This window comes from Nocardia sp. NPDC059195 (assembly GCF_042754695.1).
Lineage (GTDB): Bacteria > Actinomycetota > Actinomycetes > Mycobacteriales > Mycobacteriaceae > Nocardia.
Genome location: NZ_JBHZBG010000012.1, coordinates 24,852 through 44,688, shown reverse-complemented (window position 1 = coordinate 44,688; position 19,837 = coordinate 24,852). Strand labels below are relative to the sequence as shown.

The window sequence follows — 19,837 nt, the reverse complement described above, 5'->3', positions numbered from 1 at the left end:
CATGATTTCGTCCCTTCGTCGTGGTGACCCTGCTTGTTCTACCTAGTATTTCGTGTCTGTGCCCGCAGCCGCAGGGAGCAGCCGTTGCAGGACGTCGGTGATGGTGACCAGACCGACGATCGCCGTTCCGGCGTCGGCGGCGGTGACCAGCGCGAGGTGGCTGCGGGATTCGCGCATGACACGCAGCGCCTCGTACACCGGGACGCTCGAACCGAACCGCAGCACCGGCCGCATCAGTTCGTCGGCAGCCGTCCGCGGCAGGGCGGTGAGACTGTCACGCACGTGAACCACACCGAGGACGTCGGTCCCGTCACGCACCAGCAACCGCAGGTGACCGGTCTCCCTCGACATGTCCTGGATGTCGCGGATCCCGGCGGTGGGTGCTACCGCGCTCGGCATGGGATTCGGCGCGGTGATGTCACCGACGGTGAGCTGTTCGAGTTCCAGTGCGCTGGTGAGGTTTCCGTGATAGCGTTCATCGAGGGTGCCCGCGGTCGCGGAATGCTCGACCAGGTGGCGCAACGCGGCCGAGTCCTGACCCGCGTCGACCTCGTCGACCGGCGTGACACCGACCCTGCGCAGGCACCAGTTGGCGGCATGGTTCAACGCGGTGAGCAGCGGCCGCGTCACCGCCATGAACGCGCGCATCGGAATGGCCAGCATTGTCGCCGATTTCTCCGGGTGCGCGATGGCCCACGACTTGGGTGCCATCTCGCCGACCACCAGGTGCAGGAATGTCACCACGATCAGCGCGAGCACGAACCCGGCCGCATCGGCCACCCACAGCGGGGCACCCAGGTGCTCGATGAGCGGGGTGATCCAGTGGTGCACAGCAGGTTTGGTGACCGCACCCAAGGCAAGGGTGCAGACCGTGATACCGAGCTGGGAACCCGCCAGCAGCACCGGCAACTCCGCCGAACTCCGCAATGCCGCACGCGCGGCACGACTCTTCGGTGCGGCATCCTCTAGCCGGTGCCGACGGGCCGCGATCAGCGCGAACTCGACAGCCACGAAGAACGCACTGGAAGCGATCAGGACGATCGTGACAGCGGCGACCACCCACGGGTTACTCATCATTGCCGCCTGTCTGTTCGGTGCGCACGGTCAACCACACCGACGACGGCACATGCTTGCCGATCGCTCTGACCTCGGCCGCCACCGTTCGGGCCGGCCCCGGCCGTTCGGCGATGTAGTCCGCGCCGCGGCGAGGAATCGCGACCTCGACCCGGTCACCTACCTCCGGCAGTCCGCCGTAAGTGTTGATGATCAGTCCGGCAATGGTCTCGAAGTCGCCTGCGGGCAGGTCCACTCCGATCACCCGCTCGACCTCGTCGAGGTGGATGTCGCCCGGCATGAGCCAACCATCTTCTACCGCGACGATTTCCGGGGTCGTGCCGGAGTCGTGTTCATCGGCGATCTCACCGACGAGCTCTTCGGCGATGTCCTCGATCGTCACGATCCCGGCGAAACCGCCGTATTCGTCGACGACGAGCGCCATCTCCTGCCGCGCCGTGCTGAGCCGGGCAACGACCTCGGGCAGCGCCAGTGACTCCGGCACCAGTACCGCGGGCCGCATATGGTCGCCCGCGGTGCCGGTCGGTTCACCGCCGAGCAGGTCATGCAGTTCGATGGTGCCGAGAATATCGTCGCTGGAATGTCCGACGACGGGGTAGCGGGTGTGTCCGGTACTCATGCGAGCGAGCACCGTCGCGACCGGCTCCTCGACATTGACCAGGTCGACCTGCGAACGCGGGATCATCGCGTGTTCGGCAGTGGCGGAAGGGAAATCGAGCATCCGATCCAGCAGCATCGACAACTCACGCGGCAGTTCGCCCGCGTCACGGGAAGCGGCCACGATGTGTTCGAGGTCGCGGGGGGTGGCCGAATGTTCCACGTCGTGGACCGGCTCGATCCGCAACGCGCGCAACAGGACATTCGATGATTGGTCGAAAAGCCAGATCAGCCAACCGAATACCCGCAGATACAAGGTGGTCGAGCGGGCCAACCAGCGCGCCACCGGTTCGGGGCGCGCGATGGCGAGGTTCTTCGGGAACAACTCACCGAACAGCATCTGCACCAGCGTCGAGAACACGATCGCCAGTACCGTGCCGACACCGATGCCGACCGCGGTCGGAATGCCGATCCCGCCGAACATCTCCCCGAGGCCACGACCGATCAGCGGTTCGGCCACATAACCGACTAGCAGCCCGGTCACCGTGATCCCCAACTGGGCGCCCGAGAGCATGAACGACGTCCGCCGCGTCACCGCGAGCGCACGGCCCGCCGCCGCATCACCGGCCTCGGCGCGCGCGGCGAGCCGGGACCGATCCACCGCCATATACGCGAATTCCTGGGCAACGAAATACCCGGTCACCGCGGTGATCAACAGAACTACAACCACTCCGAGAACCACGCTCAACGCGGTCAGCACATGCCCACCCCGTCACGCGCCGCACCGCGGAGCAATCTAGACGGACCTTCGTCGTCAACTTCACCATCAGGCATGCGCGCCACACTAGCACGTAGCACTGTATGGTTTCCGCGCCGAAACCAGTGGCCAACGAACCGAATTGGTCTCCTACCGAGGCCGGATAGGGCTCCTCCGTTTCGCTCGCACGTCGTCCGGCTAGGCTCAGCGCGGTGAGTGGCACATCGATGCGGTTCGCACGGATGACGTCTTACGCGATGGACGCCATCGTGGGCAAGCAGTTTCGATCTCGAGGTGGCCGACTGCGCGTCGGCCAGGTCGGAATCCTGGAGCTGGCCACCATCGGCAGACGCTCGGGACGCGCGCGGTCGGTGATCCTGTCGCACTACAGTCGAACCGAGGACGGGTATGTGGTCATCGGCACCAACGCGGGCTCGCGGCATCAGCCCGGCTGGTACTACAACATATCCGCGGATCCGCGAGTCGCCGTCACCGCCGACGGGCTCACTCAGACGATGCTCGCCCGGATTGTCACCGGTACCGAACGTCGTCGACTGCTACGTCTGTTTGTGTTGCGCGGGTACGGGATTCCAGCACTGCTGGTAGCTGCGCTCCTGATCGGCACCCGCACGGTGCCGATTGTCGTCCTGCACCGAACACGCTGAACCGGGCCGGTGGTACTGCGGCATGCCAGCAGCCGACAGCCAGGTCAGTTGCCGGTATCGGGTGCGAACGACGTGAGGCCGACCTTGCGGTAGCGGCCGACCAGGCGTTCGTATTTGCGCCGGTTGCGGGCCATCGGAGAATCGGTGAGGGTGGCGGGGAGCCGGTTGTAGGCGACACGCAGGGCGGTGGTGAGGACTCGGAACCGGCGGTCGTGGCGGGCGGTCCAGGTGATCGGCATTTTGGCACGCACGTCGGGGTGCATGATGCCGCATCCGAGGATCATCGCCAGATAGCCGAGAGTGGGTGCGCTCAGCCGCCAGAGCGGGGTGACGACGGCGGGGAGGAAGTCCGGGCGCGGGGACTGCCGGACGGAGCTGGTGGCGGCCTCGAGGGCCGAGGTCGCGCATAGTTCGGCGATCATGCTGTCGTAGTGGGCGGTCAGGTCCGCGTAGTTCGCGATCGGCTGCGAGTTGCCGGGCAGGTGCAGGCCGCGCGTCTTGGTGCGGTAGTGGTCCCAGATGGCCTGGTCCGTTGCCGCCGACGGGGTGTCGCCGGTCAATGCCAGGTAGGCGCCGCGCTGAACGAAGAAGGTGGAGTAGAGGATCCAGTTCCACGCCCGCGGGTTGAGCGCCGAATATCGTTCGCCATCCGGGCCGACGCCTTTGACGTCGCGGTGCAGGAGCATCAGACGCTGCGACTCGGCGTCCCGATCGGCGTCTTCGCCGTGGTAGATCAGCTGATCTGCCGCCGCGGTGCGCACCGCCCGCGCCCACGGCTGGTACCGCGAACGTCCGGTGGCCTCGAGCGCGGCCGACACCGGGGGCAGCATCGGCTGGTCGAACAAACCGACACCGAACAAACCGAAGAGGACCGATCCGCCGACACGTTCGAATCGTGCGACGGCGCTGCGGGATTCGCCCGATAAGGCCGGGGTGGTATCGACCGAGCGGGGGTCTGGATGTGGCACAGGACAGGTCATCGGTGAACTCCTTTGTTCCGCCGCCAGTTCTGGTGCAGGACGGCACCACAAACTAGTCTGGTGTCAGAGTGCACCAGAACTGGTGGATGGTCAAGAGTGCCGGTGGACTACGCTGACGCCCGAGGTAGGGAAAGGCGGCCATGCACAAGGACTCCGATGGCGCGACGCCGTCGCGCGTCTACGGTGGCGTGGCCGCGGATGAACGCCGATCCCGTCGCCGTGGCGCACTGTTCGATGCCGCGCTCGACCTGCTCGCCGAGGGTGGGGCGCCCGCTGTCACCAAACGGGCGGTCTGCGTCAAGGCCCGGCTCAACGATCGCTACTTCTACGAGCAATTCACCGACCGCGACGCCCTGCTCACCGCACTGGTCGAGGAGCACACCGCCCTCGGCATCGCCGCGGTGGTCACCGCCACCCACCACGCCGCCCCGGACATCGACAGTCAGGTGCGCGCGGCAGCGGACGCGTCGCTCGGATTCCTGCTCGCCGACCCCCGCCGACCAGCCCTGCTGCTCAACGCGCACAGCACCGAGGCACTCCAGGCCGCGCGCCTGTCCACCCAGCACGCGATCGCCCGCGCCATGTCGGCGGTGGGCCGCGAACTCGTGGCCGAACCCGCCGGTCCACTCGACGCCGATATGACCGCCTACAGCGTGGTGAGCGGCACCCTGGAGCTGGTCGCCGCCTGGATGCGCGGCGAATTCGACACCACCAGAGAACATCTCACCGACCTCATCGCGGGCCTGCTGCTGAGCACCGACCGCGGCGCGCTACCCGTCACCGGGGCGAAGCCGGCGCGATAGCCGACCGAGCACCGTCAGCCGGACCGCTTGCCGTCGGCACGACCTGGGTCTGCGCGGCGAAGCCGGGGAAAGAAGACTCCCACTCCCCGGACATCCGGTGGTGCCGACCGATGCCGACGTGGGACTGTTGGGGGTCGAGAACTTTCGATCGAGGAGGCCACCGCAGATGCGGGGAATCAACCACATCGTGCTGTTCGTCGCGGATCTGCCGCGCAGTATCGCGTTCTACGAGGACGTGCTCGGATTCGAGCGGCTCGCCGAAGGGTTCCCCGGCGGCGCGTTTCTGCGCTACCCCGGCTCGGCCAACGACCACGACCTCGGACTCTTCCAGGCCAGGACACCCGCGACCGGCACGGCGGGGTCGGTCGGGCTCTATCACGTCGCGTGGGAAGTGGACACGTTGTCCGAGCTGGTCGCGGTCCGGGACCGCCTGGTGGCGGCGCACGCGCTGACCGGTGCGGGCGATCACGGGTCGACCAAAGCGCTCTACGCCCGCGACCCCGACGGCATCGAGTTCGAGGTGTGTTGGCTGGTCCCCGATGACGAGGTCGAGGCCGCACTCGCCCCGGGTACCTCGCTGACCGCGCCACTGGACATCGACGCCCAGATCCACCGGTACGGCGCGGCCACTCCGGGCGGCCCGCGCACCGATCCACAGGTGTGGGCGCGCGTCGCGGCACGGCGGGCAGCGATGTCCTGACCTGGCCGGTGGGGAAGAGAACTACCAGCTGATGTCGGCCGTCGACTCGAGCGGTCTACGGTTGGCCACCGTCTCCTGGGTGACGAAGGTGTCGGCGATATGCAGGGCTGCCGGGAATCGGCAGCGTGCTCGTTGTTCGATCTCGGGCACCGCGACCTGGAATACGCGGAACTCGTCGAGCGCGAGCGCTTCGAGTTCATCGAGATGCTGGGTCAGCAGAAATGCCTTGCACCGCAGCCGGTTTCCCTCTACGAAGCAGATCACCTTCCAGTATTCTCGCGGCAACGCCACGCCACGATGCAGCTGGTCATCTGCGCGGAAGGCCGGTCCGCCGAAGACGCTCACCCTCAGGTCGTCGATGTCGACGTCGGCGAAGACCGCGTCTTCGAGTTGTCCCCACACCCCAGCACGGCTGCTCTGGTTGAAATCGTCCATTTGCGGGGTGATGTTGGTGTAGAAGAACGAGTCGATATTGGCCTGCTCGGCCTCGCTCTCGCTGCCCCACAGCAGATCCGCGCGCCGCGCCAGGTGTCCGCGATCGAGCCGATTCCGTAGGTAGAGTTCGTTTCCCACCTGCACATGGGCCGGGATGCGTGGGTCTTTGACGAAATCGATGCCGGTGCGGGGAAGTTTCCTCATCGCGGCACCGTCGATATTCCACGCGACCCAGAACGCGAACCGCCGCGGCGTGCTCAACGCCAACGAGAAGTGCGTGTAGCTGATGACGTCGGAGCCGTCGAGGCGAACCGCGTCACCGCGGACAGCGGCATCCAGTTCCGGCACCTCGACCCTCGGCCCGAGAAAGTCCGGGTCGTACCCGGTCCGCAGCACGGCGCGCTCGATGCCGGTTGTCGACGGAGTAGCCACGTGGGCGGTCATCGGATGCCCCTTCCAGAAGGCGGACATTGCGTGTGGCGCCCGTGATGGGCGTACACACGATCGTCGTCGCCACCGGAGACGTCCTCACGAGTAGTCGACTACCCGTTCGTTCCACACGCCTCTAGCCCAGCAGGAGACTTCACCCGCTAGTGCGTACCGGGTATCCCGGCGTCGGTCACGGCGAAGGTGGCCCACGCACGCACGACGACGTTGCCCGCGGCATCGGCGCCGGCCAGGCTGACATCGACGCGCGATTCGCCGTCCTGCACATAGCTCTGCGTGACACGCCCCGAACAGGACATGACCTCTCCGGACGGCAATGGCCGCACCGACCTGGTGCGAAACCGGCGGATCGCCTCGGCGCCGAGCCAGTCGGTGGCATAGGTCGCCAACAGCGCCGCCGCCTGTGGCGAAACCTGTCCGCCGGTAAAGGTTTCGGCCGCCGCCCACGACTCGGCGACGAGACCGCCGGTGCGGTCGAAGTATCGGGTGAGCGACTCGGCGGCACCGACCGCGGGCTGGCCGGGGGCACCCGCGCGGATCGCGGTCAGCTGGTCACCCGCGCGCGGCGGTGGACCGAAGAATCGGTGATCGGTCTCCACCTGCTCCCCCACCCTCGATCCGTCGGCGGGCAGGAAGGTCGGCGGTACCACGGGTCGAGCGGCGAGCCGGTAGGCCGGATTGTCGGAGTGCGCGGCTTGCGCGAACAGCCGGATGGCATCGGTGTCCAAGACCACCGCGACGTTACCCATGATTGTCTCCTGCTCGTCGTAACCGATGCCGTCACGGTAGGGCGCTCGCCCTGCTGTGATCGGTTCCTCTCCCGGTCATCGGGACGCCGGCTGACCGGGACGAAAACATGTCCGCTGACCGGGAACACCACGACCCGCCGACCCTCGCGCGGCGCGACCATCGGCACAGCTCATCCCCACTCCGTCCGAACATGGAGGTTTCGATGCCGGAGAACTCGCCGAACGGCCGATCACCGGACACCACCGCTGACTACCGGCAGATCGAGGCCGCCGCGGCGCCGACTCGATTCGCCCGCGGCTGGCACTGCCTCGGCCTGCTCTCGTCGTTCCGCGACGGCAAACCGCACGAGGTGAAGGCCTTCGGCACCATGCTCGTGGTGTTCGCGTCCGAATCCGACGGCGCGCTGCACGTGCTCGACGGCTACTGCCGTCATATGGGCGGCAACCTCGCACACGGCACCATCAAGGGCGACTCGATCGCCTGCCCGTTCCACGACTGGCGCTGGGGCGGCAACGGTAAGTGCACGGCCATTCCGTACGCGCGCCGGGTTCCGCCGCTCGCCAAGACCCGCACCTGGCCGACGCTCGAGCGCAACGGCCAGCTCTATGTCTGGCACGACCCGCAGGGCAGCAAGCCCACCGACGAGGTGACCATTCCCGAGATCGAGGGCTACGGCACCCCGGAATGGACCGACCTGACCTGGAATTCGATTCTGATCGAAGGCTCGCACTGTCGCGAGATCGTCGACAACGTCGTCGACATGGCGCACTTCTTCTACGTGCACTACTCGTTCCCGCGCTATTTCAAGAACGTCTTCGAGGGCCACGTCGCCACCCAGTACATGCGCTCGACCCCGCGCCACGACGTCACCGTCGGCACCAGCTACGACGACCCGGATTCCGCGCTGCGCTCGGACGCCTCGTACTTCGGGCCGTCCTACATGCTCGATTGGCTGTGGAGCGAATCGAACGGGATGACAATCGAGACGGTGCTCGTCAACTGCCACTACCCGGTCGACGAGAACTCGTTCGTGCTGCAGTACGGCGCGATGGTCAAGAAGCCGGAGGGTATGTCCGACGAGGACGCCAACGCGATGGCGGCGCAGTTCGCGCAGGGCGTGGAGTACGGCTTCGAGCAGGACGTCGAGATCTGGAAGAACAAGGCGCCCATCGACAATCCGCTGCTGTCGGAGGAGGACGGTCCGGTGTACCAGCTGCGCCGTTGGTACAAGCAGTTCTATGTCGACGTCTCCGACGTCACCGAGGACATGACCAAGCGGTTCGAGTTCGAGATCGATACCGAACGCGCGGTGACGAGCTGGGAGGCCGAGGTGGCCGACAACATCGCCCGCGGCACCGTCGTCGACACCATGTCCTGACCCCGACCACCCCGAACAGAAAGCACCACCGAAGATGACCAAGGTTCTCGACAATATCGCCGCGATCGCCGACAAGCTGCGCGATCAGGCCCCGGAGGCCGAGCGTCTCGGGCAACTGCCCGACGCCACGGCCCAGCTGCTGAAGACGGCGGGTCCGATCCGCTTGCTGCAGCCGAAGAAGTACAGCGGCTTCGAGGCGCACCCGCGCGAGTTCGCCGAGACGGTGATGGCCACCGCCGCGCTCGATCCGGCCAGCGGCTGGATCGCCGGCATCGTCGGCGTGCACCCGTGGCAGCTGGCCTTCGCCGACCCGAAGGTGCAGGACGAGGTGTGGGCCGACGATCACGACACCTGGATGGCCTCGCCCTACGCGCCGACCGGCATCGCGCGCCCGGTGGACGGCGGCTACATCTTCAACGGCCGCTGGCAGTTCAGTTCCGGCACCGATCACTGTGACTGGATCTTCCTCGGCGCCATGCTCGGTGACGCCGAAGGCAAGATGGCGCTGCCGCCGACGATGCTGCACATGATCCTGCCACGCCAGGACTACCAGATCGTCGAGGACTCCTGGAATGTGGTGGGACTCAAGGGCACCGGGTCCAAGGACATCATCGTCAAGGACGCGTTCGTGCCCGACTACCGGGTGATGAACGGCGACCACGTCATCGACGGCACCGCGCAGAAGGAGTACGGGGTCACCGAGACGCTGTACAAGATGCCGTGGTCGACGATGTTCCCGCTGGGCATCAGTTCGGCGGTGGTCGGTATCGCCGAGGGCGCGCTGGCCGCGCATCTGGACTACCAGCGCGACCGGGTCGGCGCGCAGGGCACCGCGGTCAAGGACGATCCGTACGTGCTGTTCGCCATCGGCGAGGCCGCCGCCGACATCAACGCCGCGCGCCAGGAACTCCTCGCGAACGCCGACAAGATCTTCGACGCGGTCGACGCGGGCAAGGAGATCAGCTTCGCCGAACGGGCCTCGGTCCGGCGCACCCAGGTCCGCGCGGCCTGGCGCGCGGTCACCGCGGTCGACCAGATCTTCGCCCGGTCCGGCGGCAACGCGATGCGGACCGACAAGCCGCTGCAGCGCTACTGGCGCGACGCGCACGTCGGCCTCGCCCACGCCATCCACGTGCCGAGCACGGTGTACCACGCCTCGGCCGTCAGTTCCCTCGGACTCGAGCCCGCGGACCACCTCCGCTCGATGATCTGACCCGAATACCCAGAAGGACAACGGAAATGACAGACATCAAAGGCCTCGGCTACGTCAAGATCCAGACCGCCGACATGGACCGCTGGCGCACCTTCGCGTTCGACGTGCTCGGCTTCGCCCAGGGCAGCGGACCGGACGAGAACGCGCTGTACCTGCGGATGGACGAGCGCGCGGCCCGCATCACGGTCGTGCCGGGTGACAGCGACGCCATCGTGACCATCGGCTGGGAGGTGCGCGATCACGCGGCCCTGGTCCGGGTGCGCGACGCGGTCACCGCGGCGGGGATCGCCGTGAAGCCGCTTTCTGTCGAGGAGGCCGACGCGCGCCGGGTCGAGGAGGTCATCACCTTCCAGGACCCGACCGGCGCGACACTCGAGGTGTTCCACGGCGCGGTACTCGACCACAGCCCGGTGGTGACGCCGTTCGGCGCGAAGTTCGTCACCGGCGCACAGGGTTTGGGCCATGTCGTGTTGCCGACCATGGACCCCAACGGCGCCTTCGACTTCTACACCGATGTGCTCGGCTTCCTGTCGCGTGGTGCGTTCCGGATTCCCGCGCCGCCGGAGTTCGGGCCGATGCGGGTGCGGTTCCTCGGTGTCAACGAGCGCCACCACAGCCTCGCGCTGTGCCCCGCGCCGCACGGTGGCGCGCCGGGTCTGGTGCACATCATGGTGGAGGTCGACAGCCTCGACGCCGTCGGGCAGGCGCTCGATCGGGTGACCAAGGACGGCTTCTCGGTGTCCTCCACGCTGGGCAGGCACACCAACGACAAGATGGTGTCGTTCTATGTCCGCGCGCCCGGCGGCTGGGACATCGAGTTCGGCACCGAAGGCATGCGGGTCGACGAGACGTACTACAGCGCCGAGGAGATCACCGCCGACAGCTACTGGGGCCACGATTGGTCCGGTAGCGAGCCGCTCGCGGCGATGTAAAAACCTCCCGGCAGCCCACGACGGCCCCCGACCCGAGCGCACCGCTCGGGTCGGGGGCCGTCGTCTGTATATCGACCCGCCGAATCATGTGACAACGACCACAACGGATGGTATGAATAGGTATATGCCTAATCGAAATATGCGAGTGGGCATCAGCTCGTAGATCCGAATGGAGAGCTCATGGTCATCCAGGCCGAGGCCACCACCCCGAGCGCGATCCTCGATCGCGCATCCCTGCTGCTCGACGCCTTCGACGGCCCGGGCAGGCTCACCCTCGCCCAGATCGTCCGGCGCACCGGTCTACCCCGGTCCTCGGCGCATCGCATGCTCGACCGGCTGGTGCAGTTGCGCTGGCTACGGCGTGAAGGGCGCGACTACGAGCTCGGCATCCGCCTGATGGAGCTCGGCTCACTGGCGGTGCACCAGGACCGGCTGCACCGGGCGGCGATGCCGTTCCTGCACGAGCTGCACCGGGTCACCGGGTTCGTCGTGCATCTGGCCGTGCTGGACGGTCCCGACGTCGTGTACCTCGACAAGGTCGGTGGCGAGCTGTCGGCGGTGGTGCCCACCCGTGTCGGCGGCAGACGGCCCGCTGCCTGCACCGCGGTCGGCAAAGCGATCCTGGCCTACTCCGACGAGCACCGCGTCACCGAGGCCATCGCCGGACAGTCCAGCGCCCGCACCCGCTACTCGATCACCACCAAGGCCCAGCTCGACACCGAACTGGACAAGGTGCGCGCGCACGGGATCGCCGTCGAGCGCGAGGAATCACTGCCGGGCTTCGGCTGTATCGCGGCGCCCATCGGCGATCTCGGCGAGGCCGCCGTGGCGGCGGTGTCGGTGTGCGGGCCGGTGGATCGAATGCTGTTCGATCACCGCCTCAGCGCGCCGGTCCGCACGACCGCGCTCAATATCTGGCGCCACGTCGACGACGGCCGGGTGCGGGTGCATCCGACGTTGCAGCAGCATCCCCGTCCGCTCGGGGTGGGTCCGGCGGCGCGGCCGTACGCGGACCAGCGTGGTCCGCGTACGGCGTGATCCCACCTTTTCGGTCAAGCGACCTATGTTGGTGGCGGCGAGGTCAACGCCACGGACCGGCGTATCAGCCGGTCCGTGTCATCTTGTCACCGGCCGGCGAGGATGCCCCCGGATACGTCGAGGTAGGCGCCGGTGATCCAGCGTGCGTCCTCGGATGCGAGGAACCCGACGACATCGGCGATGTCGGTGACCTCGCCGACCCTGCCGATGGCCGACCATGCGGCCATCTCCGCGACGGCCTGGGGGTTCGAGAAGACCGGGCTGCCGTTGTTGGTCACGCCGGCGGCGACGGTATTGATCGTGATCTCCTGGGGGCCGATGTGCCGCGCCAGTTGCACGGTGATCTGCTCCATGGCGGCTTTGCTGATCGCATAGACCGTTTGACCAGGATGGGACGTTCTGGTGATGCCCGAGGAAATATTGATGATTCGCCCGCCTCGTGACATCAGCCTCAGCGCCCGCTGGGTAAGGAAGAACGGTGCTTTGGCGTTGACCGCGATGAAGCGGTCGAAGATCTCCGGCGTCACCTCCTCCGGCGCCATTTCGTCGAACCCGGCGTGCGCGGCGTTGTTCACGAGAATATCCAATCTCGTCGTCCCGGTGCGGTTTTCGAGTTCCGGCTCCAGCGCCGCGAACAGTTCCGAAACCGCGTCCGGCTCACCCAGTTCGGCTCGGAGCATGAAGGCTGTGCCACCGGCGTACTCGATCGATGCCACGGTCTGCTTCGCCGCATCCTGGTTCGTCGCGTAATGCACCGCGACCAGCGCCCCGTCGTGCGCGAGTCTGGTCGCGATGGCACGCCCGATTCCTCGGCTCGATCCGGTGACCAACGCCGTCTTGTTCTGCAGCCCGTTCATAACCACCCCTTCTACTACGACATGTAGTTGAAGCGTAGCGAGTCGAAAACGCTCCGTGAACCGCAAATCCGGTGCCGAACAACACACCGAAACCCCTTGCGGCACAGCGTAATAGCTGCGCAATCAGATACAACCGACAGCAGTTCTGTCGACATCCACCAATCCGCGGTGCGACACCTCGGTCAGGGGCAGAAGGTGCCGAACTGATCGAGGTCGAAGTCGTACTCCCACCGCGGCGACAACAGGATGAGTGCCCGCGGGCCAATATGACAGCAAGAAGCATGTTGACAGCCTCTGTCATATAGGGAGATACTTTCGCCACGGATGCGGTGGATCGTTCATCGCACGGTTTTCGGAAGGGGTGGTTGGCGGTGTCATTGCGCGATCGGCAGCGTCGTCGGGTTCGCGACGAAATTCAGCGGGCGGCCTACGGATTGTTCGCACGGTCGGGGTTCGAGGCGGTCACCACCGAGCAGATCGCAGCGGCGGCGGGGGTTTCGCCGAGTACGTATTTCCGGCACGTACGCAGCAAGGAGGATCTGCTGCTGGAACCGGTGCGGGAAGGAGGTACCGGCATTGCCGGCCTATTGGAGACCCGCCCCGGAGACGAGCCAGCCGATATCGCATTGGCGGGGGCGATCCTGGCGCGCTCGACGTCGATGGGGATCGAGGAGCTCGAGCAGTGGCGGGCGGCTTTCATGACCGCACCGCACCTGCTGGAGCGGGTCACCTTGATCCCGCCCGATCATCGGGTCCGGTTGGTCGAGCTCGTCGCCCACCGGATGTCACGCGATCCCGAGGCCGATCCCACGCCGGGACTGCTGGTGCATCTGATGCTCGCGGCCGCGGAGTTCGGTCTCCTGCAATGGCTGCGCGCCGCCCATGACCCGGCGACATCGCTGCCGGTGTGCATGGAAGCCGCCTTGGCCGCAGTCCAGGACCCCCGCTGGCGTCATGCCAGGGCCTGATCTCCCTGGTTCAAATGTGTTTCACAGGTAAGGAATCTGTACCCATGCAACTAGAACACAGCGATACCGACTCCGTAGACGTGCTGGTGGTCGGCTCCGGCGCCGCCGGGATGACCGCCGCGATCACCGCTGCCCACCAAGGGCTTTCGGTACTCGTCGTCGAAAAGGCCAGCCATTGGGGCGGCTCTACCGCCCGATCCGGCGGGGGCATCTGGATTCCGGGCAATACCGTGCTGCGCCGGGAAGCGCCCGACGACGACCTCGAGGCCGCGCGCACCTATCTCACCAACATCATCGGCCCGGTGGTCGACAAGGACAAGATCGACACCTACCTCGACCACGGGCCGCGGGTGTTCGACTTCCTCACTGCCCACAGCCCCCTGCGGATGCGATGGGTGCCCGGTTACAGCGACTACTACCCCGAGGCCGAAGGGGGGCGCAGCCACGGCCGTTCCGTCGAACCTGCCCCCTTCGACGCCCGAGGGCTCGGTGCGGAATTGGCCACCCTCGAACCCGATTACTCCAAGGCCCCCCGCAACTTCGTGCTCACCCAGGCCGACTTCCGCCAGATCCACCTCGGTTTGCGTAATCCCCGTGCGCCCTGGCGCGTGATCCGAATCGTCACCCGCTGGCTCACCGCCCGTCTCCGAGGCCGCCATCTCCTCGCTCGCGGCCAGGCATTGAGCGCCATGTTGCGCAAAGGGATGCTCGACGCGGGGATCCCGCTACTGCTCGACACCCCGCTGCTCGAGTTGATCCGCACCGGCGACCGGGTCACCGGCGCCATCGTGCGCCGCGGCGACGATGAACACCGCCTCACCGCGCGAGCCGGGGTGATCTTGGCGTGCGGCGGCTTCGAACACAATCCCGCTCTGCGCCAACTGCATCAGCGCGCACCCATCGGCGCGGACTGGACCGTCGGCGCCGCCGCCAATACCGGCGACGGCATCGCGGCCGGTGCAGCTGTGGGCGCGACGACCGGTTTCATGAATGACGCCTGGTGGGGGCCATCCATCCCGCTACCTCGTCAACCGTGGTTCTGCCTGGCTGAACGAAATCTGCCCGGCAGCCTCATCGTCAATGACCGCGGCCTACGGTTCATGAACGAATCGTTGCCCTATGTCGATGCCGTACACCGCATGTACGGCGGCGAATACGGACAGGGCGACGATCCAGCGGAAAACCTGCCCGCTTGGCTGATCTTCGACCAGCGCTACCGCAACCGCTATCTGTTCGCCGGCCTTCCCCCACGGCAACCCCTGCCCCGACGCTGGTTCGACACCGGCGTGCTCGCCCGCGCCGCCACCATCGGCGAACTCGCCGACAAGATCGGCGTGCCTGCCGAGCGACTCACCGGCACGGTGAACCGGTTCAACACCTTCGCCCGCACCGGCGTCGACGCGGACTTCGGTCGAGGCGAGAGTGCCTACGACCGCTACTACGGCGATCCCCGTCAACACCCCAATCCCAACCTCGGCGCCTTGACTACCGGCCCCTATTACGCTGCCCGCCTGGTGCCCGGCGACCTCGGCACCAAAGGCGGCCTGGTCACCGACACGCACAGCCGAGTCCTGCGCGCCGACCACACCGTCATCGAGGGCCTCTACGCCGCGGGCAACACCGCCACCCCTGTCATGGGCCACACCTATGCCGGACCCGGCGCCACCATCGGACCCGCGATCGTCTTCGCCTACCTCGCCGCCCGTCACATCGCCACGACGGGGACCGTGGAGCAGAACAACATGTGACGCAACCGCATTGGACGACAGCGGTAAACCGACCCGACGGCGCGAGTCAGGTACCCACAGTGGTTCGAGGCAGGGCGGGCTGCGCGGGGGACCTACAGTGGGCCGCCCGCAGTCCGCTCGTTCGGGGTGGTCATCCACCGACCTTGGGCTCACCGGCGGGCATCGACCTGGTGTTTCCGCCCAGTGGGAGAAGGCGGGTCGGATCGTGCCGGGCTGGTTCTACGGTAAGGCCGACGACGTGCTCGACTGCCGATTCCGTCGCCGAATCCCAGGAGGACCAGTGACTGTGCGGACTTTCCCGACCACCGGGCCGGGTGCGGTTCCTGATCCGGAAGTCGCGGCCATGCTCGGCACGCTCGACGCCGGATTCCCCGATGTCGCCACGATGGCAGCGGCCGACGTGCGTGCGGCGATCCGCGCCAGACGCGCTCCGCTGCAACGACTTCCCAAGATGCGGGTAGCGCGCGACATCACGATCGACGGACCCGGCGGCCCGCTGCCGCTGCGCGTGTTCGGGCCCGAGCACGACGGCGGCGCGCTGCCGGTGATCGTGTTCGCGCACGGCGGCGGTTTCGTCTTCTGCGATCTCGACAGCCACGACGAGTTATGCCGCTCGATGGCGGCGGGGGTCGGCGCGGTGGTGATCTCGGTCGACTATCGGCTCGCGCCGGAGCATCCCGGCCCCGCGGCCCATGACGACATGCTCGCGGCGCTGCGGTGGGCCGCGGCGAACGCCGGTGTCTACGGCGGTGATCCGTCGAGGATCGCGCTGGCCGGTGACAGCGCGGGCGGCAATCTCGCGGCCACCGTGGCCATCGCGGCCAGGGACGATGGCGGTCCGCGAGTCGCCGCGCAGATCCTGATCTATCCGGTGATCGACGACGATTTCGAGACCGAGTCCTACCGGCGGTTCGGCACCGGCCACTACAACACGACCAGCGCCATGCGGTGGTACTGGCAGAACTACGCCCCCAACGGCACCGACGACGTGCGTCTGGTGCCGACCAGGGCGGACTCGCTCGCCGGTCTACCGCCCGCGGTGGTGATCACCGCCGAACTGGACCCGCCGTGCTCGGCCGGGGACGCCTACGCCCAGCGGCTGACAGGCGACGGTGTCGCGGTCCGGCATCGCCGCTACACCGGGCTGTTCCACGGATTCCTCAGCATCCCGTCGCTGTCCGCCACCGCTGCCGCGCGAACGCAGATCTGGGCGATGGTGCGCGACGTGCTCGGTCCGGCGTAGAGAAGTTCGTTCCCGGGCCTCATCTACGGAACAGACTGCGCGACAGCATGATTGCCGACGGCCTGGGCGGAACTAGTCGGCCGGGCCGTCCGGCACACCCTCTTCTTCGCGCACGCGCTGCTCGATCTCGCGCCAGCGCCCCGGCGTCGGATGGGGGTACTCGGCGCGGTCGTCGTGCTCGGCGCCTGCCAGTACGGTGGCTGCGCTATCGATGTCGTCGATCAGCTGCTGGGCGAGGTCGCGTTCGGTGGCGTAGTGACGCTGGGACCATTGCAGCACGAGCTGCGAATAAGCCCAGCCCGGCTCGGATTTCGCCGCTTCTGCGTCGACCGCGGCGCGTTGCGCGAGCTCGTCGACGTCGGCGATGTGGTCGCGCAGGATCTGCTTGAGGCGATCAGGGGAACCGAGGTGTCCGAACATGACCCGCACCAGCACATGGTGTTTGAGCACCGACGGATCCACCGGGGCCTTGTTCCACCACGTGGTCACCGCCGCCCGCCCGTCCGTGGTGATCTGGTAGAGCCGCCTGGCGCGCATCGCATTGTCGGGGTCGAGGCGCGAAGTCGCGAAGCCGTACTGCTCGAGCTTCTTCAGTTCGGCGTAGATCTGGCTGTAGGACGGGGTCCAGTAGATGTAGCGCAGACTCCAGTCCGCCCACTTCTTCAGGTCGTAGCCCGAGATCTCCTCCTCGAAGGAGAGCATGGCGAGCACCGCCCAACTGGTCGGCGGCAGATTGGGCACGTCGGAGTCGCTGGTCGCCATCGCAGCATGCTAGCAATCGGTCTTGCCGGAATTCGCCCCTCGACAACCACTGACCGGGAGGCGGTCTTGAGCCGCTCCCCCCTCTTCCCGGATTCTGGGCGGTATCGAATTCCGTTCGGAAGGACATCTATGAATGCGGACAACGTCGTCGTCGACGCAGGTATCCCAGCCCCCGCGGACTTGCGCAGAGTGCTCGGCCACTTCGCGACCGGTGTCGCGGTGATCGCCGCCCACGACGGGACGCGACCGCTCGGTTTCACCTGTCAGTCGGTGGTGTCGGTGTCGCTGGATCCGCCGTATGTGTCGTTCTGCCCGGCCAAGAGCTCGACGAGCTGGCCGCTGCTGCGCGCGGCGGGCGCCCTGTGCATCAACATCCTGGCGCAGGAGCAGAGTGCGCTGTGCCGCCAGTTCGCGGTGAGCGGTGCCGACAAGTTCGCCGGTGTCGAGTGGGACAGGGCGGGCAACGGCGCGCCCGCGCTGGCCGGGGCGCTGGCCCAGATCGAGGTGACGGTGGAGCTCGAGCACGATGCGGGCGACCACACCGTGGTGCTCGCCCGCATCGGTGACCTGCGGGCCACCGAGGGCGCCGAGCCGCTGCTGTTCTACAAGGGCGGGTTCGGCGGCTTCACGGCCTGATCCGACGACGGGGTGGCCCACTGCGGACCACCCCGTCGTCGTCTTCTCATGCCTCGATGACGTCGAAGCCCTTGTACCCGGCGGCCGCGACCTCGGCGATGATCTCACCGTAAGCACCGAACCCGCCGACGAAGGGCATGAACACCCGCGGCCTGCCCTCGATGTTCGCGCCCAGATACCACGAATTCGCCTGTGTCATCAACGTTCCCGCGGCTCGGTTGACGCATTCGCGCACCCACTCCGACACCGCGTCCGGCCGTGCCTCGAGCGCCACCGCTGCTCTGTCGTCGAGGAAGCCGATGGCCTCGGCCACCCAGTCGACGTGCAGTTCCGAGTGCAGCACCATATTGGCCAGCACCGACGGACTGCCGGGACCGGTAAGGTTGAACAGGTTCGGAAAACCTGTCATCCCCAGTCCCAGATAGGTTTTCGGCCCTTCCCGCCACGCCTGGTTGAGCGTCTCACCGCCCCGGCCGACGATGTTCATCCGCGACACCGAGCCGGTCATCGCGTCGAATCCGGTCGCGAGCACGAGGGTATCGAGGGGGTAGTGCGCGTCGGTGGTGTGTACGCCCTCGGCATCGATGCGGGTGATCGGTGTCGCCTTCAGGTCGACGAGGTCGACATTGTCGCGGTTGAAGGTCTGGTAGTAGTTCGTGTCGGTGCAGATCCGTTTGGTGCCGATGGGGTGGTCGTGCGGAACGAGCAGATCGGCGACGCGCGGGTCCTCGATCACGGCCCGCACCTTCTCCTCCCAGAATTCGCGGGCGGTGTCATTGGCGGCGAGGGTCGTGAGCTGGTCGGGGAAGGTCTTGCTGAACAGCACACCGCCCAGCGCCCAGCGCTTCTCGTAGGCATCCCGGCGTTCCCGCTCACTCACCGCGACCGCGGAATCCGGATGTGCCTGGTGCGGCGAACCACCACCGCTGGCCATCGACAGCCGCCTGCGCTCGGGATAGTTCGCCTTCTGCGCCGCTCGGTCCTGTTCGGTCAGTGGCGTATTGCCCGCGGGCACACTGAAATTGGCGGTGCGCTGGAACACGTGTAGCTGCTCGGCCTGTTCGGCAACGCACGGGATCGTCTGGATGCCGGAGGATCCGGTGCCGATCACGCCGACCCGGCGGCCGGTGAGATCGACCCCCTCGTGCGGCCAGTGCGAGGTGTGCAGGATCTGCCCGGCGAAGGTGCCGAGACCGTCGATGGCCGGGGTGTTCGCGTTCGACAGCGGGCCGGTGGCCAGCACGACGAACCGCGCCGAGACCGCGCGGCCGGTGCCGGTGCCGACCTGCCAGCGCAGGGTCTGCTCGTCGAGCACGATATCGGTGACACGAGTATTGAATTCGATGTCGCGACGCAGGTCGTAGCGATCGGCGACGTGCTCGAGGTAGGCCAGGATCTCGGGCTGGGTGGCGTATTTCTCGCTCCAGTCCCATTCCTGTTGCAGCGCGTCGTCGAAGGAGTACGAGTAGTCCACGCTCTCGACATCGCAGCGCGCGCCCGGGTACCGGTTCCAGTACCAGACGCCGCCCACGCCGTCGCCGGCTTCGAACACCCGCACGGTGAGGCCGCTGCCGCGGAAGCGGTGCAGCGCGTAGAGGCCGGCGATGCCCGCACCGACGACGACCACGTCGACGTCGGCCGGGCCTTTCGCTGGTGCCGATGGGGTCTCGGGGTTCACAGTGCCTACCTTTCGATGGAGACCGGTTTCTCTGCCGCGACGCTATGGACGCGCACGCCGTTCGAGCAGGTCCCCTTCCCGCTGACCGGCACACTGAGGCCAAACGGACTACCAGGTGGTCACAGACACACAGGGGCTCGCGCGCCAGTGCCGACCGACGACAGCACCGACCATCG

19 protein-coding genes are annotated in these 19,837 nt (G+C 67.1%); 11 read left to right on the top strand and 8 right to left on the bottom strand.

Annotation, left to right across the window (positions count from 1 at the left end; genetic code table 11):
- Positions 1 to 42 precede the first annotated feature (42 nt).
- Together ACFXKN_RS17345 and ACFXKN_RS17340 are read right to left on the bottom strand one after the other, a co-directional pair.
- Entirely contained in the window at positions 43 to 1,074 is a 1,032-nt protein-coding gene (locus ACFXKN_RS17345) for a hemolysin family protein (protein ID WP_378951461.1), read from the bottom strand.
- Positions 1,067 to 2,431: a hemolysin family protein gene (locus tag ACFXKN_RS17340; protein ID WP_378951464.1), complete on the bottom strand. Its 1,365-nt coding sequence runs from the start codon at positions 2,429 to 2,431 to the stop codon at positions 1,067 to 1,069. Before ACFXKN_RS17340 ends, ACFXKN_RS17345 begins: the two co-directional genes overlap by 8 nt.
- Positions 2,432 to 2,640: 209 nt before the next feature.
- Between ACFXKN_RS17340 and ACFXKN_RS17335 the strand changes: the two genes are divergently transcribed.
- Positions 2,641 to 3,093, top strand: coding sequence for a nitroreductase/quinone reductase family protein (locus ACFXKN_RS17335; RefSeq protein ID WP_378951467.1), 453 nt, complete (start codon positions 2,641 to 2,643; stop codon positions 3,091 to 3,093).
- 44 nt (positions 3,094 to 3,137) lie between these two features.
- Here ACFXKN_RS17335 and ACFXKN_RS17330 read toward each other — a convergent pair whose 3' ends face one another.
- Positions 3,138 to 4,073 (bottom strand): oxygenase MpaB family protein, encoded by a 936-nt coding sequence (locus tag ACFXKN_RS17330; RefSeq protein ID WP_378951470.1) that lies wholly within the window; start codon positions 4,071 to 4,073, stop codon positions 3,138 to 3,140.
- 140 nt (positions 4,074 to 4,213) lie between these two features.
- Between ACFXKN_RS17330 and ACFXKN_RS17325 the strand changes: the two genes are divergently transcribed.
- Positions 4,214 to 4,876: a TetR/AcrR family transcriptional regulator gene (locus ACFXKN_RS17325; RefSeq protein ID WP_379433356.1), complete on the top strand. Its 663-nt coding sequence runs from the start codon at positions 4,214 to 4,216 to the stop codon at positions 4,874 to 4,876.
- A gap of 166 nt (positions 4,877 to 5,042) precedes the next feature.
- Complete coding sequence (locus ACFXKN_RS17320) at positions 5,043 to 5,576, top strand: VOC family protein (RefSeq protein ID WP_378951476.1); 534 nt, start codon at positions 5,043 to 5,045, stop codon at positions 5,574 to 5,576.
- Positions 5,577 to 5,597: 21 nt separating this feature from the next.
- Here ACFXKN_RS17320 and ACFXKN_RS17315 read toward each other — a convergent pair whose 3' ends face one another.
- Positions 5,598 to 6,455, bottom strand: coding sequence for a DNA/RNA non-specific endonuclease (locus ACFXKN_RS17315; protein ID WP_378951479.1), 858 nt, complete (start codon positions 6,453 to 6,455; stop codon positions 5,598 to 5,600).
- 146 nt (positions 6,456 to 6,601) lie between these two features.
- On the bottom strand, positions 6,602 to 7,207 hold the full coding sequence (locus tag ACFXKN_RS17310; protein WP_378951482.1) for a hypothetical protein: 606 nt from the start codon (positions 7,205 to 7,207) through the stop codon (positions 6,602 to 6,604).
- 203 nt (positions 7,208 to 7,410) lie between these two features.
- Between ACFXKN_RS17310 and ACFXKN_RS17305 the strand changes: the two genes are divergently transcribed.
- The 4 genes from ACFXKN_RS17305 (at position 7,411) to ACFXKN_RS17290 (ending at position 11,769) form a co-directional block, all read left to right on the top strand.
- A complete protein-coding gene (locus ACFXKN_RS17305; protein WP_378951486.1) occupies positions 7,411 to 8,586 on the top strand; it encodes a Rieske 2Fe-2S domain-containing protein in 1,176 nt (391 codons plus the stop codon).
- Positions 8,587 to 8,620: 34 nt separating this feature from the next.
- A complete protein-coding gene (locus tag ACFXKN_RS17300) occupies positions 8,621 to 9,799 on the top strand; it encodes an acyl-CoA dehydrogenase family protein (protein WP_378951490.1) in 1,179 nt (392 codons plus the stop codon).
- A 26-nt stretch (positions 9,800 to 9,825) separates the two neighbouring features.
- Positions 9,826 to 10,731: a biphenyl-2,3-diol 1,2-dioxygenase gene (gene bphC, locus ACFXKN_RS17295; RefSeq protein ID WP_378951493.1), complete on the top strand. Its 906-nt coding sequence runs from the start codon at positions 9,826 to 9,828 to the stop codon at positions 10,729 to 10,731.
- Between the two features lie 180 nt (positions 10,732 to 10,911).
- Positions 10,912 to 11,769: an IclR family transcriptional regulator gene (locus ACFXKN_RS17290; RefSeq protein ID WP_378951496.1), complete on the top strand. Its 858-nt coding sequence runs from the start codon at positions 10,912 to 10,914 to the stop codon at positions 11,767 to 11,769.
- Between the two features lie 86 nt (positions 11,770 to 11,855).
- On the opposite strand, the gene ACFXKN_RS17285 is transcribed toward ACFXKN_RS17290, so the two are convergent.
- On the bottom strand, positions 11,856 to 12,626 hold the full coding sequence (locus ACFXKN_RS17285) for an SDR family oxidoreductase (protein WP_378951499.1): 771 nt from the start codon (positions 12,624 to 12,626) through the stop codon (positions 11,856 to 11,858).
- Between the two features lie 371 nt (positions 12,627 to 12,997).
- Between ACFXKN_RS17285 and ACFXKN_RS17280 the strand changes: the two genes are divergently transcribed.
- The 3 genes from ACFXKN_RS17280 to ACFXKN_RS17270 all read left to right on the top strand — a co-directional run bounded on the left by ACFXKN_RS17280 (position 12,998) and on the right by ACFXKN_RS17270 (position 16,585).
- On the top strand, positions 12,998 to 13,594 hold the full coding sequence (locus ACFXKN_RS17280) for a TetR/AcrR family transcriptional regulator (protein WP_378951502.1): 597 nt from the start codon (positions 12,998 to 13,000) through the stop codon (positions 13,592 to 13,594).
- Between the two features lie 44 nt (positions 13,595 to 13,638).
- Positions 13,639 to 15,342, top strand: coding sequence for a 3-oxosteroid 1-dehydrogenase (gene kstD / locus ACFXKN_RS17275; protein ID WP_378951505.1), 1,704 nt, complete (start codon positions 13,639 to 13,641; stop codon positions 15,340 to 15,342).
- A gap of 280 nt (positions 15,343 to 15,622) precedes the next feature.
- The gene (locus ACFXKN_RS17270) at positions 15,623 to 16,585 is read left to right on the top strand and encodes an alpha/beta hydrolase (protein ID WP_378951508.1); all 963 of its coding nucleotides are present in this window, start codon (positions 15,623 to 15,625) and stop codon (positions 16,583 to 16,585) included.
- Between the two features lie 72 nt (positions 16,586 to 16,657).
- Here the strand turns inward: ACFXKN_RS17270 and ACFXKN_RS17265 are convergent, their stop codons facing one another.
- On the bottom strand, positions 16,658 to 17,347 hold the full coding sequence (locus tag ACFXKN_RS17265) for a PadR family transcriptional regulator (protein WP_378951511.1): 690 nt from the start codon (positions 17,345 to 17,347) through the stop codon (positions 16,658 to 16,660).
- Between the two features lie 129 nt (positions 17,348 to 17,476).
- Between ACFXKN_RS17265 and ACFXKN_RS17260 the strand changes: the two genes are divergently transcribed.
- Complete coding sequence (locus tag ACFXKN_RS17260) at positions 17,477 to 17,983, top strand: flavin reductase family protein (RefSeq protein ID WP_378627718.1); 507 nt, start codon at positions 17,477 to 17,479, stop codon at positions 17,981 to 17,983.
- Between the two features lie 46 nt (positions 17,984 to 18,029).
- On the opposite strand, the gene ACFXKN_RS17255 is transcribed toward ACFXKN_RS17260, so the two are convergent.
- Positions 18,030 to 19,661: a flavin-containing monooxygenase gene (locus ACFXKN_RS17255; RefSeq protein WP_378951514.1), complete on the bottom strand. Its 1,632-nt coding sequence runs from the start codon at positions 19,659 to 19,661 to the stop codon at positions 18,030 to 18,032.
- Between the last annotated feature and the right edge of the window lie 176 nt (positions 19,662 to 19,837).

Bases quoted from the DNA above. Each gene is read 5' to 3' on its own strand.
- ACFXKN_RS17315 (WP_378951479.1), bottom strand. From the start codon at position 6,455: ATGACCGCCCACGTGGCTACTCCGTCGACAACCGGCATCGAGCGCGCC.
- ACFXKN_RS17290 (WP_378951496.1), top strand. From the start codon at position 10,912: ATGGTCATCCAGGCCGAGGCCACCACCCCGAGCGCGATCCTCGATCGC.
- ACFXKN_RS17305 (WP_378951486.1), top strand. From the start codon at position 7,411: ATGCCGGAGAACTCGCCGAACGGCCGATCACCGGACACCACCGCTGAC.
- ACFXKN_RS17345 (WP_378951461.1), bottom strand. From the start codon at position 1,074: ATGAGTAACCCGTGGGTGGTCGCCGCTGTCACGATCGTCCTGATCGCT.
- bphC (WP_378951493.1), top strand. From the start codon at position 9,826: ATGACAGACATCAAAGGCCTCGGCTACGTCAAGATCCAGACCGCCGAC.
- ACFXKN_RS17300 (WP_378951490.1), top strand. From the start codon at position 8,621: ATGACCAAGGTTCTCGACAATATCGCCGCGATCGCCGACAAGCTGCGC.
- ACFXKN_RS17330 (WP_378951470.1), bottom strand. From the start codon at position 4,073: ATGACCTGTCCTGTGCCACATCCAGACCCCCGCTCGGTCGATACCACC.
- ACFXKN_RS17265 (WP_378951511.1), bottom strand. From the start codon at position 17,347: ATGGCGACCAGCGACTCCGACGTGCCCAATCTGCCGCCGACCAGTTGG.
- ACFXKN_RS17320 (WP_378951476.1), top strand. From the start codon at position 5,043: ATGCGGGGAATCAACCACATCGTGCTGTTCGTCGCGGATCTGCCGCGC.
- ACFXKN_RS17310 (WP_378951482.1), bottom strand. From the start codon at position 7,207: ATGGGTAACGTCGCGGTGGTCTTGGACACCGATGCCATCCGGCTGTTC.
- ACFXKN_RS17325 (WP_379433356.1), top strand. From the start codon at position 4,214: ATGCACAAGGACTCCGATGGCGCGACGCCGTCGCGCGTCTACGGTGGC.
- kstD (WP_378951505.1), top strand. From the start codon at position 13,639: ATGCAACTAGAACACAGCGATACCGACTCCGTAGACGTGCTGGTGGTC.
- ACFXKN_RS17285 (WP_378951499.1), bottom strand. From the start codon at position 12,626: ATGAACGGGCTGCAGAACAAGACGGCGTTGGTCACCGGATCGAGCCGA.
- ACFXKN_RS17260 (WP_378627718.1), top strand. From the start codon at position 17,477: ATGAATGCGGACAACGTCGTCGTCGACGCAGGTATCCCAGCCCCCGCG.